The following is a 24,000-nucleotide window of genomic DNA, read 5'->3' on the forward strand; positions in this document are numbered from 1 at the left end:
TCAGAATTCCTTCCACACGCCGTTGTCGGCGGATTCCACCGGACGGGACGGACGCTGCGCCGGGGCGCTGCTGCGCACGGAGGCGAACACGGTTTCCATCTCGACCTGGGTGGCGTCCTTGCGCTGCACGCGGGCAGCGGCCTGGCCGCTGACCTGGAAGAACGACACCTGGCGGCTGAGTTCCGTGGCCTGCTCGTGCATCGCACGGGCGGCAGCGGCGGACTCTTCCACCAGCGCGGCGTTCTGCTGGGTCATTTCGTCCATCTGCAGCACGGCGTGGTTCACCTGGTCGATACCGGCCGACTGCTCCGAGCTGGCGGCGGCGATCTCGGCAACGATGTCCGTCACCTTCTTCACGCTGTCGACGATCTCGGCGAGCGCCTTGCCCGACTGGTCCACCAGCTCCGAACCGGCCTTGACCTTGCCTGCGCTGTCGTTGATGAGGCCCTTGATCTCCTTGGCGGCACCGGCCGAACGCTGGGCCAGGTTGCGCACTTCGGTGGCGACCACGGCAAAGCCACGGCCCTGCTCGCCCGCACGCGCCGCTTCCACGGCGGCGTTGAGCGCCAGCAGGTTGGTCTGGAAGGCGATTTCGTCGATGAGGCTGACGATGTCGGAAATCTTCTTCGACGAGGCATTGATCTCGCGCATGGCGACGACGGTCTGCGCGACCACTTCGCCGCCCTTCTCCGCCTGCTCGCGGGCACCGCGGGCGAGCTGGTTGGCGTGGCTGGCGTTCTCGGCGTTCTGCTTCACGGTGGAGGTCATTTCCTCCATCGACGAGGCCGTTTCTTCCAGGCTGGAAGCCTGTTCCTGCGTGCGCTGCGAGAGATCGTCGTTGCCGCGCGAAATCTGCTGCGCCGCCGTGCTGACCGAGGTGGAACCGTGGCGCACTTCGGTGACGATGGCGGCGAGACGATCGTCCATGGCGCGGAAGGCGGACTGCAGCTGGCCCAGTTCGTCGTTACGCGTGACCTGGATATCGTGGCCGAGCTTGCCGGCGGCGATTTCGTGGGCCACCGACACGGTGTGCGACAGCGTGCGGATGATCGAGCGGATGACCAGTACGGCGATGGCAAGGCAGATCACCAGGCCGATGATCAGCGAGGCGATCGACAGCGTGCGGATCGTCTTGTACTGCGAGGTTTCTTTGTCGAAGATCTTCGAGGCTTCGTCGCGTTTGGCTTCGATGAGCTTGCCCAGCTGCGACTGGCGATCCATCAGCAACGGACGGACCTGCAGCTCGAGCACGTCGGTGGCGCCCTGGTCACCCTGGTTCAGGGCATCCACCATGTCGTTCTTGGCCGAGGCGTAGTCGTCGTTGGTGGACTCCCACTTGGCGAAGAGCTTCTTGATGTCGTCCGACATCGGCACCTTCACGAAGACGGCCTTGTTGCCTTCCATCTCCGTCTGGTACTTCTGGAATTCGGCGATCTTCTGCTTCACCTGGTCGGGGCTGCCGACCTTGGCGGCCGCCTCGCCCAGCACCACGAACGACATCAGCGATTCGGTGTTGATCCGGCTCAGCAGCTCCGACGGAACCAGCTCTTCCTCGTAAATCTGGCGCATGCCTTCATTCTGGAAGTGCATGGCACCCAGACCCACCGCCGCACCGCCGAACAACATCAGCGTGAGCAGCCCGAGCACGCCATAGAGGCGGCCACGAATGGTCAGGGCGGGAATCTTAAAGTTGAACTTCTTCATCACGGTTCCAATCGTCAAGGTGCGGCAAGGGCGGTCCAGGCTTCACACACCGAACGGGCTCCCCCCCGCCGGCGTTCTTACGCTCAGGCGACGGCTTTCGCTTCGGCGGAAGCCAGCGCGGCTTCCAGCATCTGTGCGTCCTGCGGCTGAAGCAGGCGGTCCACGTCGAGCAGGAGAACCATGCGCTCGCCGACGGAGGTGAGTCCTTTCAGGTATTCGGTATCGACGGTGGTACCCATGTCGGGCACCGGGCGGACGCCGCCGGGGGCGACCTCCACCACATCGGACACGGCATCGACCACGATGCCGAACTGGCGGCCGGCCACCATCACGATCACGCAGACGGTGGTGGCGGTGTATTCCTCACGGGTGAGGCCAAAGCGCAGGCGCAGGTCCAGCACGGGCACGATGGCGCCGCGCAGGTTGAGCACGCCCAGTACGTAGGACGGGGCCTGCGGGATACGGGTGACGGGCGTCCAGCCACGGATCTCGCGGACGGCGAGTATATCGACGCCGTATTCCTCGTTGCCGAGGTTGACGGTCAGGTACTGCGCGGCCTCGGCGGTCGCGGCGACGGTGCTGGCTGGCTGGTTCATGTCCTTCCCACGGCGAATCGATACAGAGCCTATGGCCCCCTTCGGCATGGGTATCGGCAGCAACCGCCCGGACTTGAGCCCTTTCTCTTTAATGTAGGAGCGCGCCTTGCGCGCGACCGGTTTTCGCGAAAGACAACATCTACGCCAATACCGGTCGCGCGCAGGCGCGCTCCTACAGGGGGTGGTGCGGAGCCGTGTGGGGGGCGCCCTGTGCCGGTCGCGCGCAGGCGCGCTCCTACAGGGTTTGCTCAGGCGGCCTTGCGGCGGGTCTGCATGCGGACCAGGCCGGTGACGTCGACGATCAGGGCCACCGAGCCGTCGGCGAGGATGGTGGCGCCGGAAATACCCGCCACGCGGCGGTAGTTGGCTTCCAGCGACTTCACCACGGCCTGCTGCTGGCCGATGAGCTCGTCCACGAACAGGCCGATGCGGGTGCCCTCGGCCTCCACGACGATGACGATGCCCTCTTCCACACCCAGACGCTGGCCGTCGCAGCCGAACACGTCGTACAGGCGCACGATGGGCAGCCAGTCCTCGCGGAACCGGAACAGCTCGCCGCCGCCCACCACGCTGCGCACGGCGTCGGTCTTCACCTGCACCGATTCCACGATGGAGACCAGGGGCACGATATACGTCTCGCCGCCCACGGCAGCCGTGAGGCCGTCGATGATCGCGAGGGTGAGCGGCAAGGTGATGGTGAAGGTGGTGCCCTGCCCCTGCACGCTACGGATGCCGACCGTGCCGCCCAGGTCCATTACATTGCGGCGGACCACATCCATGCCGACGCCACGACCGGAAAGATCCGTTGTGGCCGCCGCCGTGGAGAAACCCGCCTCGAAGATCAGCTCGGCCACGGCGTCGTCGGACATGCCCTCGCCTGAGGCGATGATGCCGCGCTGGATGGCCTTGGCGACAATGGCATCGCGATTGAGGCCCGCGCCGTCGTCGGCCACTTCCACCACGATGGAGCCGCCGCGATGGAAGGCTTCCAGACGCAGGGTGCCGGTATCCGACTTGCCGCTGGCAAGGCGCTTGTCCGGCCCCTCCAGGCCATGGTCGATAGCGTTGCGGACCAGATGGACCAGCGGATCGCCGATCTTCTCCAGCACCGTCTTGTCCAGCTCGGTGGTCTCGCCGCGCAGGTCGAGCACCACCTTCTTGTCGAGCTTCTGCGCCAGGTCGCGGACCAGACGCGGAAAACGGTTGAACACCGTGCTGATAGGCAGCATGCGGATGCTCATCACGCTCTCCTGCATCTCGCGCGTGTGACGCGCCAGCTGACCGAGGCCGTGACGGAACATTTCCAGCTGCGCGGCGGGCACACCATCGTTGAACTGGCTCAGCATCGCCTGGGTGATGACCAGCTCGCCCACCAGGTTGATGAGCATGTCGATCTTCTCGATGCCCACGCGAACCGAGCTGGCCTCGGTGTTGGTCGCCACCTCGCGCACGGCACGCGGCGCGGCCGGAGCGGGCGCGGCCGCCGCCACCACGGGGGCCGGCGCAGCGGCCACGCGCGGAGTCACCGTCAGTTCGCAGTCGCCATCGACCCAGTCGAACACGCCTTCCACGGCGGCGCGCCTGGCACCGGCATCAAGGCGCAACTGGTAGGCAAGGTACGACGCCGTCGGATCCATGTCCGCCAGCGATGGCAGCGTCGAGGCATCCACCGTGGTTGTCAGGGGGCCAAGGGCCTCCAGCTCACGGAACATGCGCGCCGGGTCGTTACCCGACTTCAGCAGGTAGTCGAACGGACGGAAGGCGATGTCCCAGCCTTCGACCGTCTCGGTCGGGGCGGCCGGCTTCGCGGCCGCGGGAGCCGCAGAACCGCCCGACACCATGGCCGACAGCTCGGCCAGCAATGCCTGGCTTTCGGCCGTGGCACCGGACTGGCCGGCCATTTGCAACGAAAGCATGTCGCGGATGATGTCGCCCGAGCGCAGCAGCAGCTCCACCACGGCCTTTTCCATCGCACGACGGCCGCTGCGGACCTCGTCCATCAGGTTTTCGGCTACATGGGTGAAGGCCGCCACGTCGGCAAAGCCGAAGGTGGCCGCGCCGCCCTTGATGGAATGGGCGGCACGGAACACGACGTTGATCAGCTCCGGATCGTCGGCACCCTCGTCCAACGCAAGGAGCGCCTGCTCCATGGCGTCGAGACCGTCGAGGCTCTCCTCGTGGAAGGCCTTGTGGAACTGCGCCAGATCGACTTTGGACATGGTGGAACCCTGAAGAGACCGAACGTCGTGGGATGGATCAGCCGAGCACGCGGGCGACGGTGGCCAGCAGCTGGTCGGGATCGAACGGCTTCACCAGCCAGCCGGTGGCACCGGCAGCCTTGCCTTCCATCTTCTTGTTGGTGTCCGACTCGGTGGTCAGCATGAGGATGGGCACGCCGCTGTAGCCGGACATGGTGCGCATTTCGCGGACCATCGAGATACCGTCCATCACGGGCATGTTCACGTCAGCCAGCACCAGGTCGAACTTGTGCACGTTGGCCTGGTCAATCGCCGCACGACCGTTGTCGGCCTCTTCCACATCGTGGCCCGCGCCGCGCAGGGTGAAGGCGACCATGCTGCGCATGGAAGCCGAATCGTCTACCGCAAGAATCTTTGCCATCGGTGCACCTTCAGTTCACGCCGGCAGGCGCCGGCAGTTCAATCAATTCGTGGAGGCCCAGCACGGTCACGCCGCGCCGGAGGCTGTCGCTCGCACCGGTCCAGCTGACCGCCAGGCCAGCCGCGCGTGCGTCGCGGGAAAACGCGGCCAGCACCTGGAGGCTGGCCGTATCGACCTGGCTCACCGTGGTGCCGTCCAGTTCGACGGGTGTGCCGCCGCCCAGGGCGGCCAGCAAGGTGTCACGGAGCGCCGGAGCCGCGCCGATGCGCAGGTCCGCGTCAAGCGCGATCGTCGCGCGCCCGCTGTCTTTGGAGGATTTCCTGGCCATGATCCCTACCGTCGAACCCCCCGGCACACACTGCCCCGGGGAGGTGTTCGGCAGGCTTATCGGCCGCCCATGGGAAAGCTTTAGGCCGGCCGGGGCGGCGGCAGGATCAGCATGGCATCGCCGTAGGAGAAGAAGCGGTAACGCTGGAGCACCGCGTAGCGGTAGGCATCGAGGATCGCATCCTTGCCCGCCAGCGCGGACACCAGCATCAGCAGGGTGGACTGTGGCAGGTGGAAATTGGTGATCAGCGCATCGATGCTGGTGATGCGGTACCCGGGGAAGATGAAGATCTGGGTTTCGCCCGCGAACGGGCGCAGCACACCCTCGACCGTAGCGCTTTCCAGCGCCCGCACCACCGTGGTGCCCACGGCCACCACGCGGCCACCGGCCTCGCGCGTGGCGCGGATCTTCTCCACCAGCGAGGCGCCCACGTTGAGCCATTCGCGGTGCATGGTGTGGTCGCGCACGTCTTCGGCGCGCATCGGCTGGAAGGTGCCGGCACCCACGTGCAGGGTGACGTAGCCGAAGTCCACGCCACGGTCGCGCAGGCGTTGCAGCAGGGCTTCGTCGAAGTGCAGGCCGGCCGTGGGGGCCGCCACCGCGCCGGGTTCGCGGGCGAACACGGTCTGGTAGCGCTCCTTGTCGGAGGTATCGGCGCCGCGCTCGATATAAGGAGGCAGCGGCATCTCGCCCAGGCGGGACAGCACGCGCTCCAGGGGCTCGTCGCCCTCGAAGCGCAGCAGGAAGAACTCGCCGTCACGCCCCAGCACCGTGATAAGGCTGCCGTCGGCCAGGATGATGCGGCCGCCTTCCTTGGGTTTCTTGCTGACGCCGAGTTGGGCCCGGGCCTCGTGGGCCCCGGTGACCCGCTCGATCAGGATCTCGACCGCCCCGCCCGACTCCTTGTGGCCGTGAAGACGGGCCGGCAGCACGCGGGTGTCGTTGAACACCAGCAGGTCGCCCGGCTGGAGCATGTCGGGCAGTTCGTAGAACTTGCGGTCCTTCTTGCTATGCCCCGGCACGTCGAGCACGAGCAGCCGGCTGCCCGAGCGCCGCTCCAGGGGAGCCTGGGCGATCAGGTCGGGGGGCAGTTCGAAGTCGAAGTCGGATTTCTTCACGGAGCAGGCCGGTGGTGCACAAGGCAGGGGATTATCGCGCAATCGGCCCCCGCCTGCCCCGCCCCTGTAGGAGCGCGCCTTGCGCGCGACCGTTCCACACGGAAGGTTGCCGATTTTCGCGACAACCGGTCGCGCGCAGGCGCGCTCCTACATGGGCTTGCGGCGGCGGGTGATGCGCCAGCCTATGCCGGCCAGGAGCAGGACGATCACGCCGATTTCCACTGGCAGCCAGTGCCTCACGAAGCGCTTCGCCGCCACGATCTGCTCGGCCCGCTTCAACTCGCGCGCCCTGGCAAAATCCGGCTCCTCGCAGTTCCAGCCGAACGAATCGGCCCATTCCACGTAAGGCCCCTGCTTCACATACCGGGCGTAGTACGCCTTCGCCCGGCGCTGCCGCTCGTTCAGCGGCTTGGTGGTATCGCCATCATCCGCTTCGCTGTAATCCGGCGGCCCTTCAAGCATCCAGTGGGTGGCCATGCACAGGCTGGCCGCGAAGGCCTGCGAGCGCGGCGGCAGCAGGTCGGCGGCCGATGCCGCCTTGTCGGAGGCGAGATAGCGATAGTGCAGGCGACGATCCGGCTGCGCCGCGCTGGCCTGGAATCGCTGGCGCTCACCTTCGGTCACGTCGTCGCCCTTGAGCGAATCCATCGACTGGCCGCTGCCACCCTGGAAATTGCCGCCGTTGTCGGCGTAGTCAGGCCCCTGCTCGTAGCCGATCAGCTCCATGCCGTGCTCACGGGCGATCTTCGCGGCCGTGTAGCGTGCCTCGGCCTTGCCGATGTCCGTCCAGGCATGATCGCCATCGTGCAGAGCTTCCGCATAGGCCTTCGCCGTGGCGCGCAGATCGACGTCGGAGAAACGCTTGTCGATGCCCTGCGGAAAGTACGCATAGGCATCGTCATAACGCTCCGCACGCATAAGCCGACGCGCCAGCAGCCATCGCAGGCGATCATTCACAGGCAATGGCTGGTACGGCGCGTCCTTGTCGTCCGGCTTCGTCGCTGGAGGCGGCGATGCCGGCGCATGCGCATCCACGAACGACTTCAACTCATCCACCGTGAGCACGCGCTCGGCGATGTAGTTCATGTCGTTGCCATAACCGGCCCCGGATACCTCACCGTCGTAGTCATACACATTGCCATCGCCACCGACGTTCGTCGCGGCCTCGTACATGCGCGTCATCGCCTCGACATACTCGCCGCGCGCCAGTGACAACACGCCACGCTCGCCCATCACCTGCTCGATACTCGATGGTTCAAGCGAAGCCTTCGGATCGTCCACGCGCGGGAACGCCTGCGCGGCCTCGGCATAGGCACGCGCCGCCGCATCACGATCGCCCTTGCGCAACGCGAGCTTTGCACGCACCCACGCGGCCAGCGGACCGTCGGCCTTCGCCACGAGACGCCCCGCGTCGTCATAGCGCCCCAGCTGATAGTTGAGCGAAGCCAGTCGATCGGCGGAGGCGATCTTGTCGGGTGCCACCTTCGCCAGCGCCTCGACAAGCGTCACCAGCACCGGCTCCGGCTTACCATCCGCCGTCTGCGGCGCAACGCGGGCCAGCGCATACGTAACCAGCAGACGCTGCGATACCGGCCCATCCACCAGCGCCGCCACCTGCTCCGGATGCCCCAGCACCGCGCCCGCGATCGACGCCAGCGACTGCACGGCGCTTTGCGAACCGTGACCGGCCTGCGCGGCATAAAGCGCGATGGCGTGCTTCAGATCGACCGGCGCCAGCTTCGCCACGCATTCGCGATCATTGACGAAATCCACCCACATGCATGGCTTGCCATCCACATAGAGACTGAGCGCGGCCTCCTCGCCAAAACTGGCCACTGCCAGCCCCTGCGCATCGGATGCCCCGGCCAGTACGCGAGTACGCACCTGCTGGAACGCCTTCGCCGACGCATCGCGCTCCGTCGTAAAACCCGCACCGTTCGCGTGTCCGGCACGCAAGGCATGCGAGCGACCCAGCATGTATGCGGCCCATGCGCCCCGCCGCACGGCCTGATCCTGTGGCAGCGCCAGCACGGCTTCGAACCGCGCCTGCGCGCGATTGAGCGCACCGCCATCAAAGGTGGTGCACGACGCATCGCCGCCACCGCCCGCGTTGCCATCCGCGTCGGACGCAGGTGCGCAAGCCTTCATGGCAAGGTTCCAGTCCACGGCACCGGCGGCATACAGCCGCACATCCTCCGGCAGACCCGCACCGGCCGAATAAGCCTCGTCACCCGAACCTGCCGCCATCAGGGACTTCACCTTCTCCGCCTGATCCGCCGGCAGATCGGGCCCGGCCTTCGGCTCCGCATCATAAGGACCGGACTCGACTGCCTTCAGGCTATCGGTGGCTGGCAACAGGTGCGCCGCCTCGAAAGCGAACGTGTTCTGCGGTACGGCGGCAAGCGTGGCCGCGCGGTTGTCCAGCATCTGCGACGGGAAGTCCGGGCCGCAGGCCCAGGCAACCGCGCCGGCAAAGGCGATGGCGCAACCGATCGCGAGCGTGGAGGGCTTCATCATGAAACGGGCTTTCCTTGGGCTGAAAGAGATACGGTAGTACCAGGCGCGCAGCGCGCCCAGCCAATGGGACGGGAGGCATGCGCAGGCAAAGGACGTGCCTGCACCGCGACAAGCGAAAGCGATTCGCCGGTACGTTTCAATGCATAACCATCGATACCGTCGGCCAGCGTACAACCTGCCGGCAGATCCACGCGTACCGGCGCCTCGGCATCCACGGCACCGGGATTCTCGATGATGACGTCGGAGGGTTGATCCGGCCCGGCCACGCTCAGCGACACCTTCACCGGTTCGGTTTCGAGATGCCCGCTGACCACGCCACGCCAGGTGGCAAGGCTCCAGGCCCGCGTATCCTCAACGGTAGGCAACCGGAACCAGACGATACCGGCAAGCCGGGGCGGCCGGTGATCGCGCAAGTACTCCACGAACGCCAGCACCGTGGCCGGCGCGGCATACAGTTCGGAAGCCACGGCACCCGCCGCCAGGGCGGCGGATTCGCTCTCCACCGCAAGCAACGAGCCATCGGCATTCCAGCTCACCCGCGAACCATACGTCGGCAACGCCACCCGGAACGGCCTGCGCGTCCGCTTCGCGAAATCAGCGACCCAGCGTGACGCCACGTCGGGATTGAAGAGTCCGGCCTGCGGCGCCTGAACGGCATGCACCTGCAATACGGACTCATCGGGAATCGCCAGCAACGCGTTCAGATCCGCCGACCCCAGCCAGGTAGGCAAGGCCGTGATGGAAAGCGGCGTCTTGCCCAGCCGTTGTTTCAACCGCTGCAAGAAATCCGCATAAGCCGGCAGCCGCGACGTCGGGCAGTCATAGTCGATCTCGACCCCGACCACTGCCGGCCAGCGCTTGCGCACCTCGTCGATGCGGTCGACGAGATCATCCGCGTCAAAACGGGCCAGGCGTCCATCGATGCGTATCACGGCGATAGCGGGACGCCCCCCGAGCGAGGCCGTGTCCGGGGTAAAGGCATGGAAACGACCGTCGCGATCCGCCTGCGCCGCAAGTACCCGCCAGTCGCGCACCAGATCGGCCGACGCGGCAATGGCATCGCGCAGCCCCGGCGTCCATTGCCGCTGCCAGATATAAGCATCGTGGCTGAGCGGCGGCGGACGATGACAGGCAGCAAGCGGCACAAGCACCGCCAGCGTCAACATGGTCCGGACGAATTTCGTCACACGGCAAGCCCTTCCCCGCGCGGGATGCGGGCATGGGCCATTCTATCCAGACCGCAGATGGATCAACGCTGAAAACCCCGCCCCATGTAGGAGCGCGCCTGCGCGCGACCGGTGGTATCGAAACGATGATGATGTTCGCGACAACCGGTCGCGCGCAGGCGCGCGCCTACAACAAGCCGCGACCACGTTGGTCAGAGGCGGCGGGGGCGGCCCTTGGCGCGACTTGATGGAGGTGAGGGGAGTGGGCGGATAAGGCCGCGTAGCGGGGCCGGCCAGGAAGGCCGGCCTTTTTCGCCGAGGCAGGAGCCGAGTCGAAAAACCCCGCACGCTCCCCGTGCCCGACGGGGCGCAAGCCATAAAACACTGAGCCGCGCAGCGGCTCCTCCTTTCCCGAGGGACACCGCAGGCCGGAGCGACAAGGGCCGCACCCGTCGGCTCGTTCGCCGCCACGCTCACGCGCCGAGTGCGAGGCCGTTAGGCGAGCCTTTCCTACGGAGCGACGCACCACATGGGCTGCTTTACTACGGAGCGGCAACGTTTCAACCGGTCGCGCGCGAGGCGCGCTCCTACAGGGGGGTGTTAGAGCCAGCCTTTTTGTCTGGCCAGGCGGTAGGCTTCGATGCGGTTTGCTGCGCCGAGCTTTCCGATGGCTTCGGAGAGGTAGTTGCGTACCGTGCCGTGCGACAGGTTCAACTGGGTGCCGATGTCGCTTGCGGAATGGCCCTCCCCCGCAAGGCGCAGCACCTGTCGCTCACGGTCGTTCAGTGGATCGGCCTCCGACCACGCCTCCAGCGCCAGCTGCGGATCGATCGCCCGGCCGCCCCGGTGCACGGTACGCAACGCATCGGCCAGGTTCTCGGCCGGCGCATCCTTCAGCAGGTAACCACCCACCCCTGCATCCAGCGCACGGCGCAGGAAACCCGGGCGGGCAAACGTCGTGACGATCACCACCTTCACCGGCAGCTCATGGCGACGCACGCGCTGGGCGATCTCCAGTCCCGTCAGCCCCGGCATCTCGATGTCGGTCACCAGCACGTCCGGCTTCAGGCGTTGCAGCTCGCGCCAGGCGGTTTCGCCATCCGGCGCCGAACCCAGCACCTCGATATCCGACTCCAGGTTCAGCAGCGCCGACAGCGCGCCGCGCACCATGGCCTGGTCTTCCGCCAGCAGGACGCGGATCATGCGGCCGGCTCCGAAACCAGCGCCAGTCCGATCTGGAGCGACGTGCCCTGCTTCGCCGGCGAGTCGATCGCCAGCCGCCCGCCGATCTGGCGCACACGCTCGCGCATGCCCGACACGCCATTGCCATGGGCGGCGAGACCGCCGCATCCGTTATCCGTGATCCGCATCGAGAATTCCTGTCCGTTCCGGGTAATGACCACCCGCGCGGCGGTGGCCTGCGAGTGACGATGTATGTTGGTGACCGCTTCGCGCAATACCAGCGAAAGCGACGCCTGCACGGCAGGCGGCAGGTCGAGCGAATCGGGCAGATCCATATCGAACGCGATGCCGGAGGCTTCCAGCATCACGCGCGCCGATACCAGTTCACTGGCCAGGTCGCCCGAACGAAGGCCACTCACCGCGCTGCGCACCTCGGTCAAGGTATGCCGCGCGACACGCTCCACCTCTTCCATCTCCTGCTGTGCCCTTGCCGGATCGGCCAGCGCAAGGCGCCGGGCCAGTTCGGATTTCAGGGTGATGAGCGAGAGCGTGTGCCCCAGCAGGTCGTGAAGATCGCGGCCAATGCGCTCGCGCTCTGCCAGCGTAGCCAGACGGCGCACCTCGGCCTGTGACAAACGTAGTTCGGCATCGCGGCGTGCCGAGCGGACATAGAGATAGTTGCTCACCCCGCCGACGATGCCACTGACGAACACCAGGGCGACATGAAGCCAGGGCACCTGGAACAACACATGCCAGAGGGCGGTCAACAGCGACGCCGCAACCGACAGGCTCAACCACAGGCGCAACCGCCCCTCGAACGCGAGCAACGACAGTCCGATCACTACGTAGCCGAGAGCCAGCGGATTGACCGGCCAGAGCACAAAGCCGAGTACGACGATAGCCACCGCGAACCGGCTCATACGATGCTGCGGACCGAAAAACACCTGCCGATAGCAGGCGAAGTAGACCGGAATGGACAGCAGGGTGGGCACCAGCCATGTCCAGTCTCCCCCTTTCAGGGACCACGGCGCCTGGATCAACGCCACCAGCCAGAACGTCTGCAGGACGAACTGCCACTTCAGGAACGGTGGCGAATTCAGGCTGCCAAGCAGCGAATCCCTGGCCGGTACAGGCAGGCGGATCACGATGGCAGTTCCGCCTGCGTCAGGGGCGCGTGCAGGCGCTCCACCGCCAGCAAGGGCACCGATACGCGCAGGCGCGTGCCTTTGCCACGAGGCGATTCGATCGCCAGCGTGCCACCCATGGCGCGCACTCTTTCACGCATGCCACAGAGGCCGTTGCCTTCCTCCGTCACCCCGCCCTGCCCGTTGTCGGCAATGCACAGGGTCAGCACGGTGCCCTGCACTTCGACCTTCGCCTCGGCAATGGAAGCCCGCGCATGTCGGTGGATATTCGTGACCGCCTCGCGCAGCACGAGTGCCAGTCCCGCCTCGAAGCGCTCGGGGAGTGCCGGCAGGTCGCTGACATACTCGAAGTGGACCATCGAGGCACTCAGCAGCAAGCGCGCCGACGCCAGTTCGGCGGCAATGCCCGTGGCCCGGATACCCGTCACCGCCGAGCGCACCTCGGCCAGCGCATGCCGGGCCACCCGCTCGGCCTCCTCGATCTCGCGCCGCGCCGCGTCGGTGTCGCGATCGATGAGTCGCCGCGACAGCTCCAGCTTCAGCGTGATCAACGAAAGCGTATGCCCCAGCAGGTCGTGAAGATCACGACCGATGCGCTCGCGCTCGGCCGTGGCGGCCAGCCGGCGCACCTCGTCATGCGAAAGCTTCAGCTCGGCATCATGCTGGGCATTGGCCCGGTAGAACTGGTTGACCAGGCCCACGGAGAACGCGATGAGCGAAATCATCATCGCCGCCTGCCAGGGCCAGTGGTGCAAGGTCATCGTGGTAACGACGAACAGGCCCACCAGCAGCGCGATGCGCAGGATCGCCATGCGCTGCGAGGTGTTCACCCCAATGAATGAACACGCATAGATGATGTAGCAGGCACCGCCGTTGTTATTGGTATAGAGCGTGGCAAAACCCAGCGCGGCGATGCCGATGGCAAACAGCGGCGCATAACGAACAGGCCGGATCTGCACCTGCCAGTACATCAGCAGGAACACGGGCAACGAGACGGCCGTGACCAGGTACCAGTAGGGCGGCAGCTCATCCCGGCTGAACAGGTCTACGAAGACGTAGACGATCCAGATCAGGTGGAAGTAGCTGGCGAAGCGCGCGCGCGGCTTGTCGCGGAAACGGGTCCACAACGAATCCGGTGCCGGCTGGAACCACGAGCTTGCCATGAGGGTATCCGTCGGGAGGCTGGGTATCATGCTACTTCACCCCTGTGGGTCAACGTACGCACCGGCAACGCGATGCGCAGGCGCGTGCCTGCCCCTCGCGGCGAGTCGATGCTGAGCGTGCCGTCCAGTGCCCGGATCCGCTCGCGCATGCCGTTCAGGCCGTTACCTCCTTCCGTCACCCCGCCCTGGCCATTGTCGGAAATACAGAACATGAGCGTGTTTCCCCGCATCTCTACCCGGGCTTCGGCGATAGACGCCCGGGCGTGCCGGTGGATGTTCGTGACAGCTTCGCGCAGTACCAGCGCCAGACCCGTCTCAACGCGTTCGGGTAAGGTGGGCAGGTCATTGAGGTAGTCGAACTGCACCATGGAGGCGTTGAGCAACAAGCGCGCCGACGCCAGCTCGGCGGCCATGCCGGTGGTGCGGACGCCGGTGACTGCCGAACGCACCTCGCCCAGTGCGTGCCTGGCCACTCCTTCGGCCTCTTCAAGCTCACGGCGTGCCGCAGCACCATCGCGATCAATGAGGCGACGCGAAAGCTCCAGCTTCAGCGTGATCAGCGACAGCGTATGCCCCAGCAGGTCGTGAAGGTCACGGCCGATGCGCTCACGCTCGGCCGTGGCGGCCAGCCGTCGCACCTCGTCGTGGGAGAGTTTCAGCTCGGCATCGTGTTGCGCGGTGGCCCGGTAGAACTGGCTGAGGATGCCGACTGCAAAAGCCATGACGGCCACGATCAGCGAGGCCGGCCAGGGCCATCCATTGAAGATGGTGACCAAGCCGACACTGATGACTGTGAGCACGATGAGGCGTACGACGGCCGCGCGTTGCGACGCATTCACACCGATAAACGAGCAGCCATAAATGACGTAGCAGACGCCCCCGTTATGTCCGTCGGCGAGCATCGCCAGCCCGAGCAGGGCCATGGTGAGTGCAAAGAGCGGTGCATAACGCGCGGGACGCAGATGCACCTGCCAGTACAACAGAAGGAACACCGGAAGCGACAAGGCCGTGATGGCGTACCAGTCGATGGGCAGGCCACCCTTGTTGAACAGATCGACGAAGACGTAGACGATCCAGATCAGGTGGAAATAGCTGGCCAGTCGCGTGCGCGGCTTGTCGCGGAATCGCGACCACAGCGAATCTGGCGCCGACTGAAACCACGTACTTCCCATGACCATCGTCCTTTTTCCCCCTCAACCCTGGTGGCGCAGACGCCGCGCGGCGACAAACAGGAAAACCGCCGTGAACCCGAGCAATACGGCCACATGCACCGCATCGCCCCCCTCGCCAAGCCCCACCGCCGAGAGCGCGAGGCGATCCAGATGGTACGCCGGCCACAGCGGGGCGACCGACTGGATCACGTGCGGCATGGCAGACAGCGGAAACCACAACCCGGACAGGAAGGCCATCGGCAGGTAGATGAGGTTGGCCGTGCCCGGCGCTGCGTGGCCTTTCGCCAGGGTGCCGATCATGAGGCCGAGGGCGCAGAACGGTAGGGTGCCCAGGATTTCCACGAGATAGAACGCCGCCACCCGCGATGCCGTCATCGGAGCGCCGGCCACGAAGATCGCGAGGATCAGCAAGGCGGAGCACACCACCGTAGCGACGAAGAGGGCCATGCACATCTTGCCGAACAGGTAGGCCCCCGGCGGCATGGGCAACGCACGCTTGAGCGTGAGCAGGCCACTCTCACGCTCGATGGCCAGCGACACGCCGAAGCCGAACAGGCCCGGGGACATGACGCCGAAGGTGCCGTAGGAAGCCAGCAGGTAACGGGTAGCCTCCGGCGAATTGGAGTGCGCCAGCACGATGCCGAACATCACGTAAAACGTGGTCGGAAAGAGCAGGATCGGCAGGAGGAAGCCCGGATTGCGCATGTAGCGCAGGCATTCACTGCGGATCTCCTGCAGGTAGGCATTGAGCAGTCGCGCGGTGGTCATCACCGGCGTGGCCGTGCTTTCGATGGTGCTCATGCGGCCTCCCGGGTGGCATCGGCCACATCGGTTTCGCGGGTGATTTCAGTGAAGGCCTCGGCGAGGCCCGCGCGCTGCACTTCGAGTTCGGAAAGCATGGGGTCGCTATCGAGCAGCCGGCGCACCACGGATTCCGCCTGTGCGGTGGCGATACTCAGGCGTCCGCCTGCCTGACGCTCCACACTGGCCACATCGGGCCGGCGGGATACGACATCCGCATCGACCGTAGTGATACAGCGGATACGCCGCACGGCCACGTGGGCGCGCAGGGCATCGACGGTGCCTTCGGAAATCACCCGGCCCTTCGCGATGACGCAGACGCGATCGGCCAGCGCCTCGGCTTCCTCCAGGTAATGCGTGGTGAGCACCACGCCACAGCCTTCGGCCACCAGGCGGCGGACCGCCGCCCAGAGCGCCTGGCGCGCGGCGAGGTCCATGCCGACCGTGGGCTCGTCGAGGAACAGCAGTTCCGGACGCCCGATGAGTGCCATGGCGAACTGGACGCGTCGCTGCTGGCCACCGGAGAGGTCGGAGTAGCGGCGTGCCATCAGGTCGTCGATGCCGGCCAATTCGGCGCATTCGCCGGCAGTACGCGGTTCCGGGTAATAGCTGGCCGTGAGCCGCAGCAGTTCGCGTACCTTGAGCGTGGGCGGCAAGGCCGCCGATTGCAGCATGACGCCGATGCGGCGACGCGCATCGATGTCCTGCGGATCGCGACCGAACAGCGTCACCCGCCCCTCGTCCGCCCGTTGCAGGCCGAGCAGCAGGGCGATGCTGGTGCTCTTGCCGGCGCCGTTCGGGCCGAGCAGGGCGAGCAGTTCGCCGCGGTGGATATCGAGGTCGATGCGGTCCAGCGCGACGATCGCGCCATAGCGCCTGGAAACCTGTTCGAGTCGTGCGATGCGGGTGTCTTCGGTCATATGTCCTCCCTTGCGATGCAACATATTCCGAGGCAAGCCCTTGGCGGCAGTCGCTTGCGTCATTGTGCGGATGTGACAAGCGTCACCCAGGGGGTTACGCGTGTAAAAACCGCATGATATGCTGGGTCAATAATCCCTTTAATTATCTGCACTTAGGCACGTTTTCGATATATAGACGCATCGGGATTCCCTGGCGGCACCGCCGTCATTTCAGGCATTGTTGAGGAGTGGGTTATGGACGTGATCGGTCTCCTGCGCGAACTGCGCGAGTTTGGTGGTCAGCAGCGTACGCGAGGGCTGCCTGATGCCACTGTCGACCGTTTCGCCCGCTCCGATGCCTCGCTGGTACGCGCCGTCGAAGAAGCCGTGGCCTATCACCGCGCGCTGCGCGCCGACATGGGCGACTTCCTGCGTCTGGACGAGGCCGAACAGATTCATCACCTCCAGGCCGGGCTGGTCAACTTCTATCCCGACGATGGCGTGAATCCCTATGTGCCCGCTGCCGCGCGTGGTCCCTGGGTCGTTACCCTGAAAGGCGCCGTACTGCACGACAACGGTGGCTACGGCATGCTGGGTTTCGGCCACAATCCCGAAGCCATCATCGAGGCGATGTCGCGCCCGCAGGTCATGGCCAACGTGATGACCGCCAATGTCGCGCAGCTGCGTCTTTCCGAAGCGCTGAACCGCGAGCTCGGCCGCACCCGTGGCGGCAGCCCCTATTCGCATTATCTGTGCCTGAATTCGGGGTCGGAGTCGGTGACGCTCGCCGGCCGCATCGCCGACGTCAACGCCAAGCTCATGACCGATCCGGGTGCGCGTCACGCCGGCCGCACCATCAAGCGCCTCGCCGTGAAGGGTGCTTTCCATGGCCGCACCGAGCGTCCGGCTATCTATTCGGATTCCTCCCGCCGCAATTACCAGCAGCATCTGGCGAGCTTCCGTCACGAAGACACCCTCGTCACGGTCGAGCCGTACAACGTCGCGCAGCTCCGCGAGGTGTTCGCCGAGGCCGATCGCCAGAGCTGGTTCATCGAGGCGATGTTCCTTGAGCCGGTGATGGGCGAAGGCGACCCGGGTCGGGCTCTTACGCCCGAGTTCTACGCGGCCGCACGCGAGCTCACCCGCGCCCACGGCACCCTGCTGCTGGTGGACTCCATCCAGGCCGGCCTGCGTGCGCACGGCGTGCTGTCGATCATCGATTACCCGGGCTTCGAGTCGCTTGAGGCACCGGATCTGGAAACCTTCTCCAAGGCGCTCAATGCCGGCCAGTATCCGTTGTCGGTGCTTGCCGTCTCCGAGCGTGTCGCCGGCCTGTACCGCAAGGGCATCTACGGCAACACCATGACCGCTAACCCGCGCGCGCTCGACGTGGCGGTGGCGACCATGCACGAGCTCACCGACGATGTCCGCCGCAATATCCGCGAGCGTGGCAAGGAGTTCGTCGAGAAGCTGGAAACGCTGAAGGGCGAGCTGGGCGGGCTCATCACCAAGGTGCAGGGCACCGGCCTGCTGTTCTCCTGCGAGCTGGCGTCGGAGTTCAAGTGTTATGGCGAGGGTTCCACCGAGGAATTCATGCGCGAACGCGGTATCGGCGTGATCCATGGTGGCGCGAATTCGCTGCGCTTCACCCCGCATTTCCGCGTGACCAGCGCCGAGGTCGACCTCATCGTCGACGAGGTGCGCCATGCGCTGATGGAAGGCCCTCGCCGCAGCGAGTCCAAGGCCGCCTGACCTCGGCCGCCCCACTTACCCTGTAGGAGCGCGCCTGCGCGCGACGGGCTGCGATAGCAGCCCATTCGGGCATCTGCCGTTCACGGCCTCCGGAACGGTCGCGCGCGAGGCGGGCTCCTACAAGGGTGAGGTGGCGAACAGGCTGCCGCGCAGGGCACTCCCCTGTAGGAGCGCGCCTGCGCGCGACGGGCTGCGATAGCAGCCCATTCGGGCATCTGCTGTTCATGGCCTCTGGAACGGTCGCGCGCGAGGCGCGCTCCTACAAGGGTGAGGTGGCGGGCGGGCTGCCGCGCAGGGCACTACGCTGTAGGAGCGCGCCTGCGCGCGACGGGCTGCCATAGCAGCCCATTCGGGACTCTGTCGTTCACGGCCTCTGGGACGGTCGCGCGCGAGGCGCGCTCCTACAAGGGTGAGGTGGCGAACAGGCTGCCGCGCAGGGCACTACCCTGTAGGAGCGCGCCTGCGCGCGACGGGCTGCGATAGCAGCCCATTTGGGAATCTGCCGTTCACGGCCTCTGGAACGGTCGCGCGCGAGGCGCGCTCCTACAAGGGTGAGGTGGCGGGCAGGCTGCCGCGCAAGGCGCGCTCCTACAGGGTAAGCTGCGGGCGCCGGATTGGCCCGGCGTCACGTAGGGGTTCGCCATGCGTACGCAGTTCCGTGTCCTTGCCGTTTCCACCCTCCTCGTTTTCGCCGGGTCTGCCTTCGCGGCCCAGACACCTCCCGCCAAGACCCTCACGCCGCAGCAACAGCGGATGAAGGACTGCAATGCGCAGGCCACCGGGAAGAAGGGTGACGAGCGCAAGACCTTCATGAGCAGCTGTCTGAAGGGCGAGCAGCCCGCAGCGGCTGCCGCCCCGGCCACCCAGCAGGAGAAAATGAAGACCTGCAATGCCGACGCCTCCGCCAAGAGCCTCAAGGGCGATGAGCGGAAGACGTTCATGAGCACCTGCCTCAAGAAGTAATCCACTCCCCTGTAGGAGCGCGCCTCGCGCGCGACCGGTCATGCCGGGCGCCATGGCGATACCGGGCGTTCCGGCGATACCGGGTGTTCCGGCGATGCCGGGCGTTCCGGCGATTCCGGGCGTTCCGGCGATTCCGGGTGTCCCGGCGATACCGGACGTTCCGGTGATACCGGTCGCGCGCGAGGCGCGCTCCTACAAGGGAGGGTTGGGCTTCGGGCGGGGCGGTTACAATGGGGTTTTCTGCCCAGCCGGCCGCCCATGAAGATCGTCGAAGTCCGTCACCCCCTCATCCAGCACAAGCTCGGCCTGATGCGCAAAGCCGGCATCAGCACCAAGGAGTTCCGCGAGCTGGCTTCCGAAGTCGCCGCCCTGCTCACCTACGAAGCCACGGCCGACCTGGAAACCGAGACCAAGACGATCGACGGCTGGGCCGGCCCGGTCGAGGTCACCCACATCAAGGGCAAGAAGGTCACCATCGTGCCCATCCTGCGCGCGGGCCTGGGCATGCTTACCGGCGTGCTGGAAATGATTCCCGCTGCCCGCGTCAGCGTGGTGGGCCTGCAGCGCGACGAGGAAACCCTCGAACCGGTGGCCTACTACGAGAAGCTTACCGGCGGCATGGACGAGCGCACCGCGATCATCGTCGACCCCATGCTGGCCACGGCCGGCACCCTGGTCGCTACCGTGGACATGCTCAAGGCCGCCGGTGCCAAGCGCATCAAGGGCCTGTTCCTGGTGGCGGCGCCGGAAGGGCTGGAGCGCGTCAAGGCCGCCCATCCCGACATCGAGATCTACGTGGCATGCATCGACGACCACCTCAATGAGCTGGGCTACATCATCCCCGGCCTGGGCGATGCCGGCGACAAGATCTTCGGCACCAAGCAGCTTCCGGCACACCGCTGATCGTCGCACCAAGGACTGGGCGCCATACCGCGCTCAGTCCTTGAAGATGGCCGGCGTGCCCACCCAGATCATCCGCACCTCGTCCGTGCCGATGTTGCGCACGCCATAAGGGTGCCGCTGGTCGAAATGCGCGCTATCCCCCGCGTTGAGCACGAATTTCTTCTTGCCGACGTTCATCTCCAGCGACCCGCTCAGGATGTACCAGAAGCCCTCGCCTTCGCGATGGATCGTGGGCGCCGCGAGGCCGGGCGGTACGACCAGCCGCAGCGCTTCCATCTTCCGTTCGGGATGCCTGCCACTGAGCCTCTCGTACACCACGGGCGAGCCGAGCTGGATGCGCTCATGCTCGTCGGCACGCCGGACGATCTGCCCCGGATTGGGCACGCTCACAAAGTAGCCCACGTCGACGCCCAGCGCCTGCGCGATGGCTTCCAGCGACAACAGCGACGGCGATGCCAGGTTCCGTTCCACCTGCGAGAGAAACGGAATCGACAGGCCCGAACCTTCGGCCAAGGCCTTGAGCGTGAGACCCAGTCCGCTGCGCCGGTCGCGAATGGCCGCACCGATGCTACGTGCGGGGATCTTGTCCGGCGAGCTGTCGTTGCCCTGCATGCGTCAGGAGGTGTGATCGTTGGCGATCAGCCAGCGACCGCCCTGCTTGTGGAACAGCAGCGTCGTGATGCCCGACGGTGTGCTGCCGTCGGCCTGGTGCAGGGTGTAGCGACCCACGACGAAGGCGTATTGCGAGCCGATTTCCTTAACGTCCAGCACCTGAAGGCTCAGCTTGCCCATGTCGGCACCCGGCTTGAAGCGTGGCGCGTACTTGGCCTTGATGGCTTCGTACCCTTCGGTGACGCCGCTTGAATTGATATAGCGGGTAGTCGGTGCGTTCTCGTACAACTGCATGAAGGTATCGAGATCACCGGCCATCCACGCCGCGGCGCTGGCGTTGAGCGCTTTTTCGATGGAAGCACGCGTGGTTTCGGCGGGCGTTTCAGCAAGCACCGGCGCCACCAGCAGGACAGTGGCGGTCGTGCACAACAGCAAGGGCAGGTTTTTCATAGCGCTCCGTGACATGGCATGAAGGTGCAAGCGACAGACAAGGGGCTGGCTTCCCGTCGCCATGCAGACATGGCCTGTGGTGTTGCCTGGTGTCGAACATCGTATGACCCCCCTGCCCCCCGGCTGGTTGGCCTCCCGCTGCACTGGAAGAGCCCTGGGTTGCATCCTAGCCGGAATTGCTTGACGTCATCAAAACTTTTTGATCTGATCAAAATCACGTGAAGACACCTTCGTCGGCCTCGCCCCTCGGGGACATGCCGCTACGAAGGCCGTAAGGGCCAGGGATGCCGACATCCGCCGCGCCATGTGTTTTCGCAATCCGCAGTACCGATACGCCCGCCTCTGGGGAGAGAGGGGCAACGTCAGGATCGACCTCCGCTTTCGGACATACCGTCCGCGAGACGGGCTCGTCTGGGCCGTTTACGGCCGCCCCTGACGAACGATCGCTTCGACCATCAAATAGAGGGGGTTTGAATATGCATCATCAACGCGAACGCGTGTTCCTGTGTACGGCGATCATGGCCGCACTGCTGGCCCATCCGGTCCATGCCCAGGAAGCTGCACCCGGAAAACCCGGTACCACCAAGAAGACAGACGACGCGCCCGTTGCGCTGGAAAGCATCACCGTCACCGCGACCAAGCGCGAACAGGACGTGCAGAAGGTGCCCATCAGCATGGCCGCCTATACGGGCGAGCAGCTGGAACGCCAGGGCATCACCAGCCTGTCGGATCTCTCGCGCATCGCACCGGCGTTGAGCGTTGCCTCGTCGGGCCCGGGCGCCAATAACCTGATCGTGCGCGGCATTTCATCCAGCGCCGGTTCGGCAGCCACGGTGGGCTACTACCTCGACGATGTGCCGATTGCCGCGTCGAGCAATGCCGCGCTGATTTCCACCCGTGGCGTGATCGATCCCTCCGTGTTCGACATCCAGCGCGTGGAAGTGCTGCGTGGCCCCCAGGGCACCATCTACGGCTCCAGTTCGATGGGCGGCACGGTGAAATACATCACCAACCAGCCCGATGCGAACAGCACCGAAGTGCGCATCAAGGCCGATGCATCGGGCACGTACCATGGCGGCCCCAATGGCAACATCAACGGCGTGGTGAACATCCCCCTGTTGCAGGACAAGGTAGGTCTGCGCATCTCCGCGTACTACCGCGATGACGACGGCTACATCGACCGCTACCGCATCGATCCGAAGAACTACCTCGCTGCCGATCCGAATGGCGGCAAGCAGGACAACGTCAATACGTACAAGACCTACGGCACACGCATCGCCCTGCTCATCACGCCGGACGATACGCTGACCATCACGCCGAGCTTCATCTACCAGTATGCAAAGGTCGGCTCGCCGTTCACCTACGACAAGATCCCCGCCTCGTTGCAGGATCCCTACCAGGTGCGTGACGTCAACGAAGCCAACGTGCAGAAATCGACCATCTCCAACCTGGCGATCCACAAGCAGTTCGATGCGTTCGAGCTGATGTCGTCCACCTCGTACTTCACGCGCAACATCGACGTAAAGGACGACAGCTCCAAGGTGATCAACTACTTCTTCAACCTGCCCAGCGTGTATCCCACCACGATGTACGGCAGCTACAAGAACAAGGAATTCACCCAGGAATTCCGCGCCACCAGCAAGTTCGACGGACCGTTCCAGGCCATCCTCGGTGCGTTCTACCACGATGTGGATGCGCCACTGCATTCGGCCACTCCGTATCCGGCAGGCTTCAACCAGGCTTTCAACACGCCCTTCCCCACTTATTCGACGATCTATGCCGGCGCCCGCCACGCGACGCTGGATGAGTACGCCGTGTTCGGCGAGCTGTCGTACAACATCACCGACAAGCTCAAGGCCAGCGTGGGCCTGCGCGCCTTCGAGGTGAAGCAGAGTTTCGACCAGAGTGGTGATGGCCTGCTCAACGGAGGCCCGAGCAGCGTACACAACACCTCGAAGGATTACGGCAGCACGCCCAAGTACACCTTGCAGTACCAGATCTCGCCGGATCACATGATCTACGCCACGGCCTCGCAGGGGTACCGCCCGGGCGGCCCGAACAACCCCGCACCGGCGGCGCTTTGCGGTGCGGAAGTGAACGGGCTGGGTCTCAGTCAGTCGCAGCTGAGCAAGTACGGCCCCGATTACCTGTGGAACTACGAGATCGGCGCGAAGACGGCATGGCTCGATCACCGCCTGATGATCAATGCATCGGTGTATCACATCGACTGGACCAAGGTGCAGCAGCAGATCGTGCTGGGTTGCGGCTACAACATCACCGCCAACTTCGGTAATGCGGTGAGCCAGGGCGGCGAGCTGGAAATCACCTGGCTGCCCATCGCCGGCCTCACCCTGGGCGCGGGTTTCGGTTACACCGATGCGCACCTGAAGAGCGACGTACCCGGCACGCCCGCAAAGGATGGCGACCGCCTGACCAACGTGCCGCGCTTTACCGGTTCGTTGTCGGCCGAATTCCGCCGCCGGGTCAACGCCGAATACATGGGTTTCGTACGCGCCGACATAGGCTTTATCGGCAACGCCACCTTCCTCTACGACCGCACCAGCCCGTTCTATCGTCGTGGCGGCTTCGCTACGACCAACATCCGGGTGGGTGTCGAAGGGAACAGTGGCTTCGATGTCGCGCTGTACGCGACAAACCTATTCGACAAGCGCGGTGAAACCGATCTTCCGGTGGCGATCTCCGCCGACCTGCCCACCACGCGTCGCGTGGCCCTGAACCAGCCGCGTACCGTAGGCGTGACGGTGCAGTATCACTACTGAGGTATCCGCCGGGCCGTGATCCTCGCGGCCCGGCAGGCTGTTCGACGTGCGCGCGCCTTATAGCAGACTATTTCGTAGGAATCTGTCACATCCCCCTGTCATAAACTTGCGGCACACTTCGCAAGCGGAC

General features: G+C 65.4%; 21 protein-coding genes. 5 read left to right on the plus strand and 16 right to left on the minus strand.

Features of this window, described 5'->3' with window-relative positions; genetic code table 11:
* The 8 genes from KR767_RS01100 to KR767_RS01135 all read right to left on the minus strand — a co-directional run bounded on the left by KR767_RS01100 (position 1) and on the right by KR767_RS01135 (position 10,069).
* Positions 1 to 1,704: a methyl-accepting chemotaxis protein gene (locus tag KR767_RS01100; RefSeq protein WP_166947306.1), complete on the minus strand. Its 1,704-nt coding sequence runs from the start codon at positions 1,702 to 1,704 to the stop codon at positions 1 to 3.
* Between the two features lie 83 nt (positions 1,705 to 1,787).
* Positions 1,788 to 2,300, minus strand: coding sequence for a chemotaxis protein CheW (locus tag KR767_RS01105; RefSeq protein ID WP_166947307.1), 513 nt, complete (start codon positions 2,298 to 2,300; stop codon positions 1,788 to 1,790).
* 248 nt (positions 2,301 to 2,548) lie between these two features.
* Positions 2,549 to 4,519 carry a chemotaxis protein CheA gene (locus tag KR767_RS01110; protein WP_250877842.1) on the minus strand — a complete coding sequence of 657 codons (1,971 nt, stop codon included), beginning with the start codon at positions 4,517 to 4,519 and terminating at the stop codon, positions 2,549 to 2,551.
* A 37-nt stretch (positions 4,520 to 4,556) separates the two neighbouring features.
* Positions 4,557 to 4,919, minus strand: coding sequence for a response regulator (locus KR767_RS01115; protein WP_166947309.1), 363 nt, complete (start codon positions 4,917 to 4,919; stop codon positions 4,557 to 4,559).
* A gap of 10 nt (positions 4,920 to 4,929) precedes the next feature.
* A complete protein-coding gene (locus tag KR767_RS01120; RefSeq protein WP_250877843.1) occupies positions 4,930 to 5,247 on the minus strand; it encodes an STAS domain-containing protein in 318 nt (105 codons plus the stop codon).
* Positions 5,248 to 5,327: 80 nt separating this feature from the next.
* Positions 5,328 to 6,365, minus strand: a complete 1,038-nt coding sequence (gene queA, locus KR767_RS01125) for a tRNA preQ1(34) S-adenosylmethionine ribosyltransferase-isomerase QueA (RefSeq protein WP_166947311.1) — start codon at positions 6,363 to 6,365, stop codon at positions 5,328 to 5,330.
* A gap of 147 nt (positions 6,366 to 6,512) precedes the next feature.
* Positions 6,513 to 8,882 (minus strand): hypothetical protein, encoded by a 2,370-nt coding sequence (locus tag KR767_RS01130; protein ID WP_250877844.1) that lies wholly within the window; start codon positions 8,880 to 8,882, stop codon positions 6,513 to 6,515.
* Entirely contained in the window at positions 8,879 to 10,069 is a 1,191-nt protein-coding gene (locus KR767_RS01135) for a DUF3142 domain-containing protein (RefSeq protein WP_250877845.1), read from the minus strand. Before KR767_RS01135 ends, KR767_RS01130 begins: the two co-directional genes overlap by 4 nt.
* 32 nt (positions 10,070 to 10,101) lie before the next feature.
* On the opposite strand from KR767_RS01135, the gene KR767_RS01140 reads away from it, so the two are divergent.
* Positions 10,102 to 10,296, plus strand: coding sequence for a hypothetical protein (locus tag KR767_RS01140; RefSeq protein ID WP_250877846.1), 195 nt, complete (start codon positions 10,102 to 10,104; stop codon positions 10,294 to 10,296).
* Positions 10,297 to 10,648: 352 nt separating this feature from the next.
* Here the strand turns inward: KR767_RS01140 and KR767_RS01145 are convergent, their stop codons facing one another.
* The 6 genes from KR767_RS01145 to KR767_RS01170 are packed head-to-tail and all read right to left on the minus strand — an operon-like array spanning position 10,649 to position 16,431.
* On the minus strand, positions 10,649 to 11,251 hold the full coding sequence (locus tag KR767_RS01145) for a response regulator transcription factor (RefSeq protein ID WP_166947313.1): 603 nt from the start codon (positions 11,249 to 11,251) through the stop codon (positions 10,649 to 10,651).
* On the minus strand, positions 11,248 to 12,375 hold the full coding sequence (locus KR767_RS01150) for a sensor histidine kinase (RefSeq protein WP_250877847.1): 1,128 nt from the start codon (positions 12,373 to 12,375) through the stop codon (positions 11,248 to 11,250). The genes KR767_RS01145 and KR767_RS01150 overlap by 4 nt, the downstream gene beginning before the upstream one ends.
* Positions 12,372 to 13,538, minus strand: a complete 1,167-nt coding sequence (locus KR767_RS01155; protein ID WP_250877848.1) for a sensor histidine kinase — start codon at positions 13,536 to 13,538, stop codon at positions 12,372 to 12,374. Before KR767_RS01155 ends, KR767_RS01150 begins: the two co-directional genes overlap by 4 nt.
* A gap of 26 nt (positions 13,539 to 13,564) precedes the next feature.
* A complete protein-coding gene (locus KR767_RS01160; protein ID WP_166947316.1) occupies positions 13,565 to 14,710 on the minus strand; it encodes a sensor histidine kinase in 1,146 nt (381 codons plus the stop codon).
* Between the two features lie 21 nt (positions 14,711 to 14,731).
* Positions 14,732 to 15,511: an ABC transporter permease gene (locus KR767_RS01165; protein ID WP_250877849.1), complete on the minus strand. Its 780-nt coding sequence runs from the start codon at positions 15,509 to 15,511 to the stop codon at positions 14,732 to 14,734.
* On the minus strand, positions 15,508 to 16,431 hold the full coding sequence (locus tag KR767_RS01170) for an ABC transporter ATP-binding protein (RefSeq protein WP_250877850.1): 924 nt from the start codon (positions 16,429 to 16,431) through the stop codon (positions 15,508 to 15,510). Before KR767_RS01170 ends, KR767_RS01165 begins: the two co-directional genes overlap by 4 nt.
* 234 nt (positions 16,432 to 16,665) lie before the next feature.
* Here KR767_RS01170 and KR767_RS01175 point away from each other — a divergent pair, with 234 nt between their 5' ends.
* The 3 genes from KR767_RS01175 (at position 16,666) to upp (ending at position 20,028) form a co-directional block, all read left to right on the plus strand.
* A complete protein-coding gene (locus KR767_RS01175) occupies positions 16,666 to 18,162 on the plus strand; it encodes an aminotransferase class III-fold pyridoxal phosphate-dependent enzyme (RefSeq protein WP_250877851.1) in 1,497 nt (498 codons plus the stop codon).
* A gap of 642 nt (positions 18,163 to 18,804) precedes the next feature.
* Positions 18,805 to 19,125, plus strand: a complete 321-nt coding sequence (locus KR767_RS01180; RefSeq protein ID WP_166952460.1) for a PsiF family protein — start codon at positions 18,805 to 18,807, stop codon at positions 19,123 to 19,125.
* Positions 19,126 to 19,383: 258 nt separating this feature from the next.
* Entirely contained in the window at positions 19,384 to 20,028 is a 645-nt protein-coding gene (gene upp, locus KR767_RS01185; protein ID WP_166952461.1) for a uracil phosphoribosyltransferase, read from the plus strand.
* Between the two features lie 33 nt (positions 20,029 to 20,061).
* Here upp and KR767_RS01190 read toward each other — a convergent pair whose 3' ends face one another.
* Both KR767_RS01190 and KR767_RS01195 read right to left on the minus strand, forming a co-directional pair.
* On the minus strand, positions 20,062 to 20,640 hold the full coding sequence (locus tag KR767_RS01190) for a helix-turn-helix domain-containing protein (RefSeq protein ID WP_250877852.1): 579 nt from the start codon (positions 20,638 to 20,640) through the stop codon (positions 20,062 to 20,064).
* Between the two features lie 3 nt (positions 20,641 to 20,643).
* Entirely contained in the window at positions 20,644 to 21,090 is a 447-nt protein-coding gene (locus KR767_RS01195; RefSeq protein ID WP_166952465.1) for a YybH family protein, read from the minus strand.
* A 476-nt stretch (positions 21,091 to 21,566) separates the two neighbouring features.
* Between KR767_RS01195 and KR767_RS01200 the strand changes: the two genes are divergently transcribed.
* Entirely contained in the window at positions 21,567 to 23,870 is a 2,304-nt protein-coding gene (locus KR767_RS01200; RefSeq protein WP_250877853.1) for a TonB-dependent receptor, read from the plus strand.
* Positions 23,871 to 24,000 lie beyond the last annotated feature (130 nt).

The organism is Luteibacter anthropi (assembly GCF_023699965.1).
Classification (GTDB): Bacteria; Pseudomonadota; Gammaproteobacteria; order Xanthomonadales; family Rhodanobacteraceae; genus Luteibacter; species Luteibacter anthropi.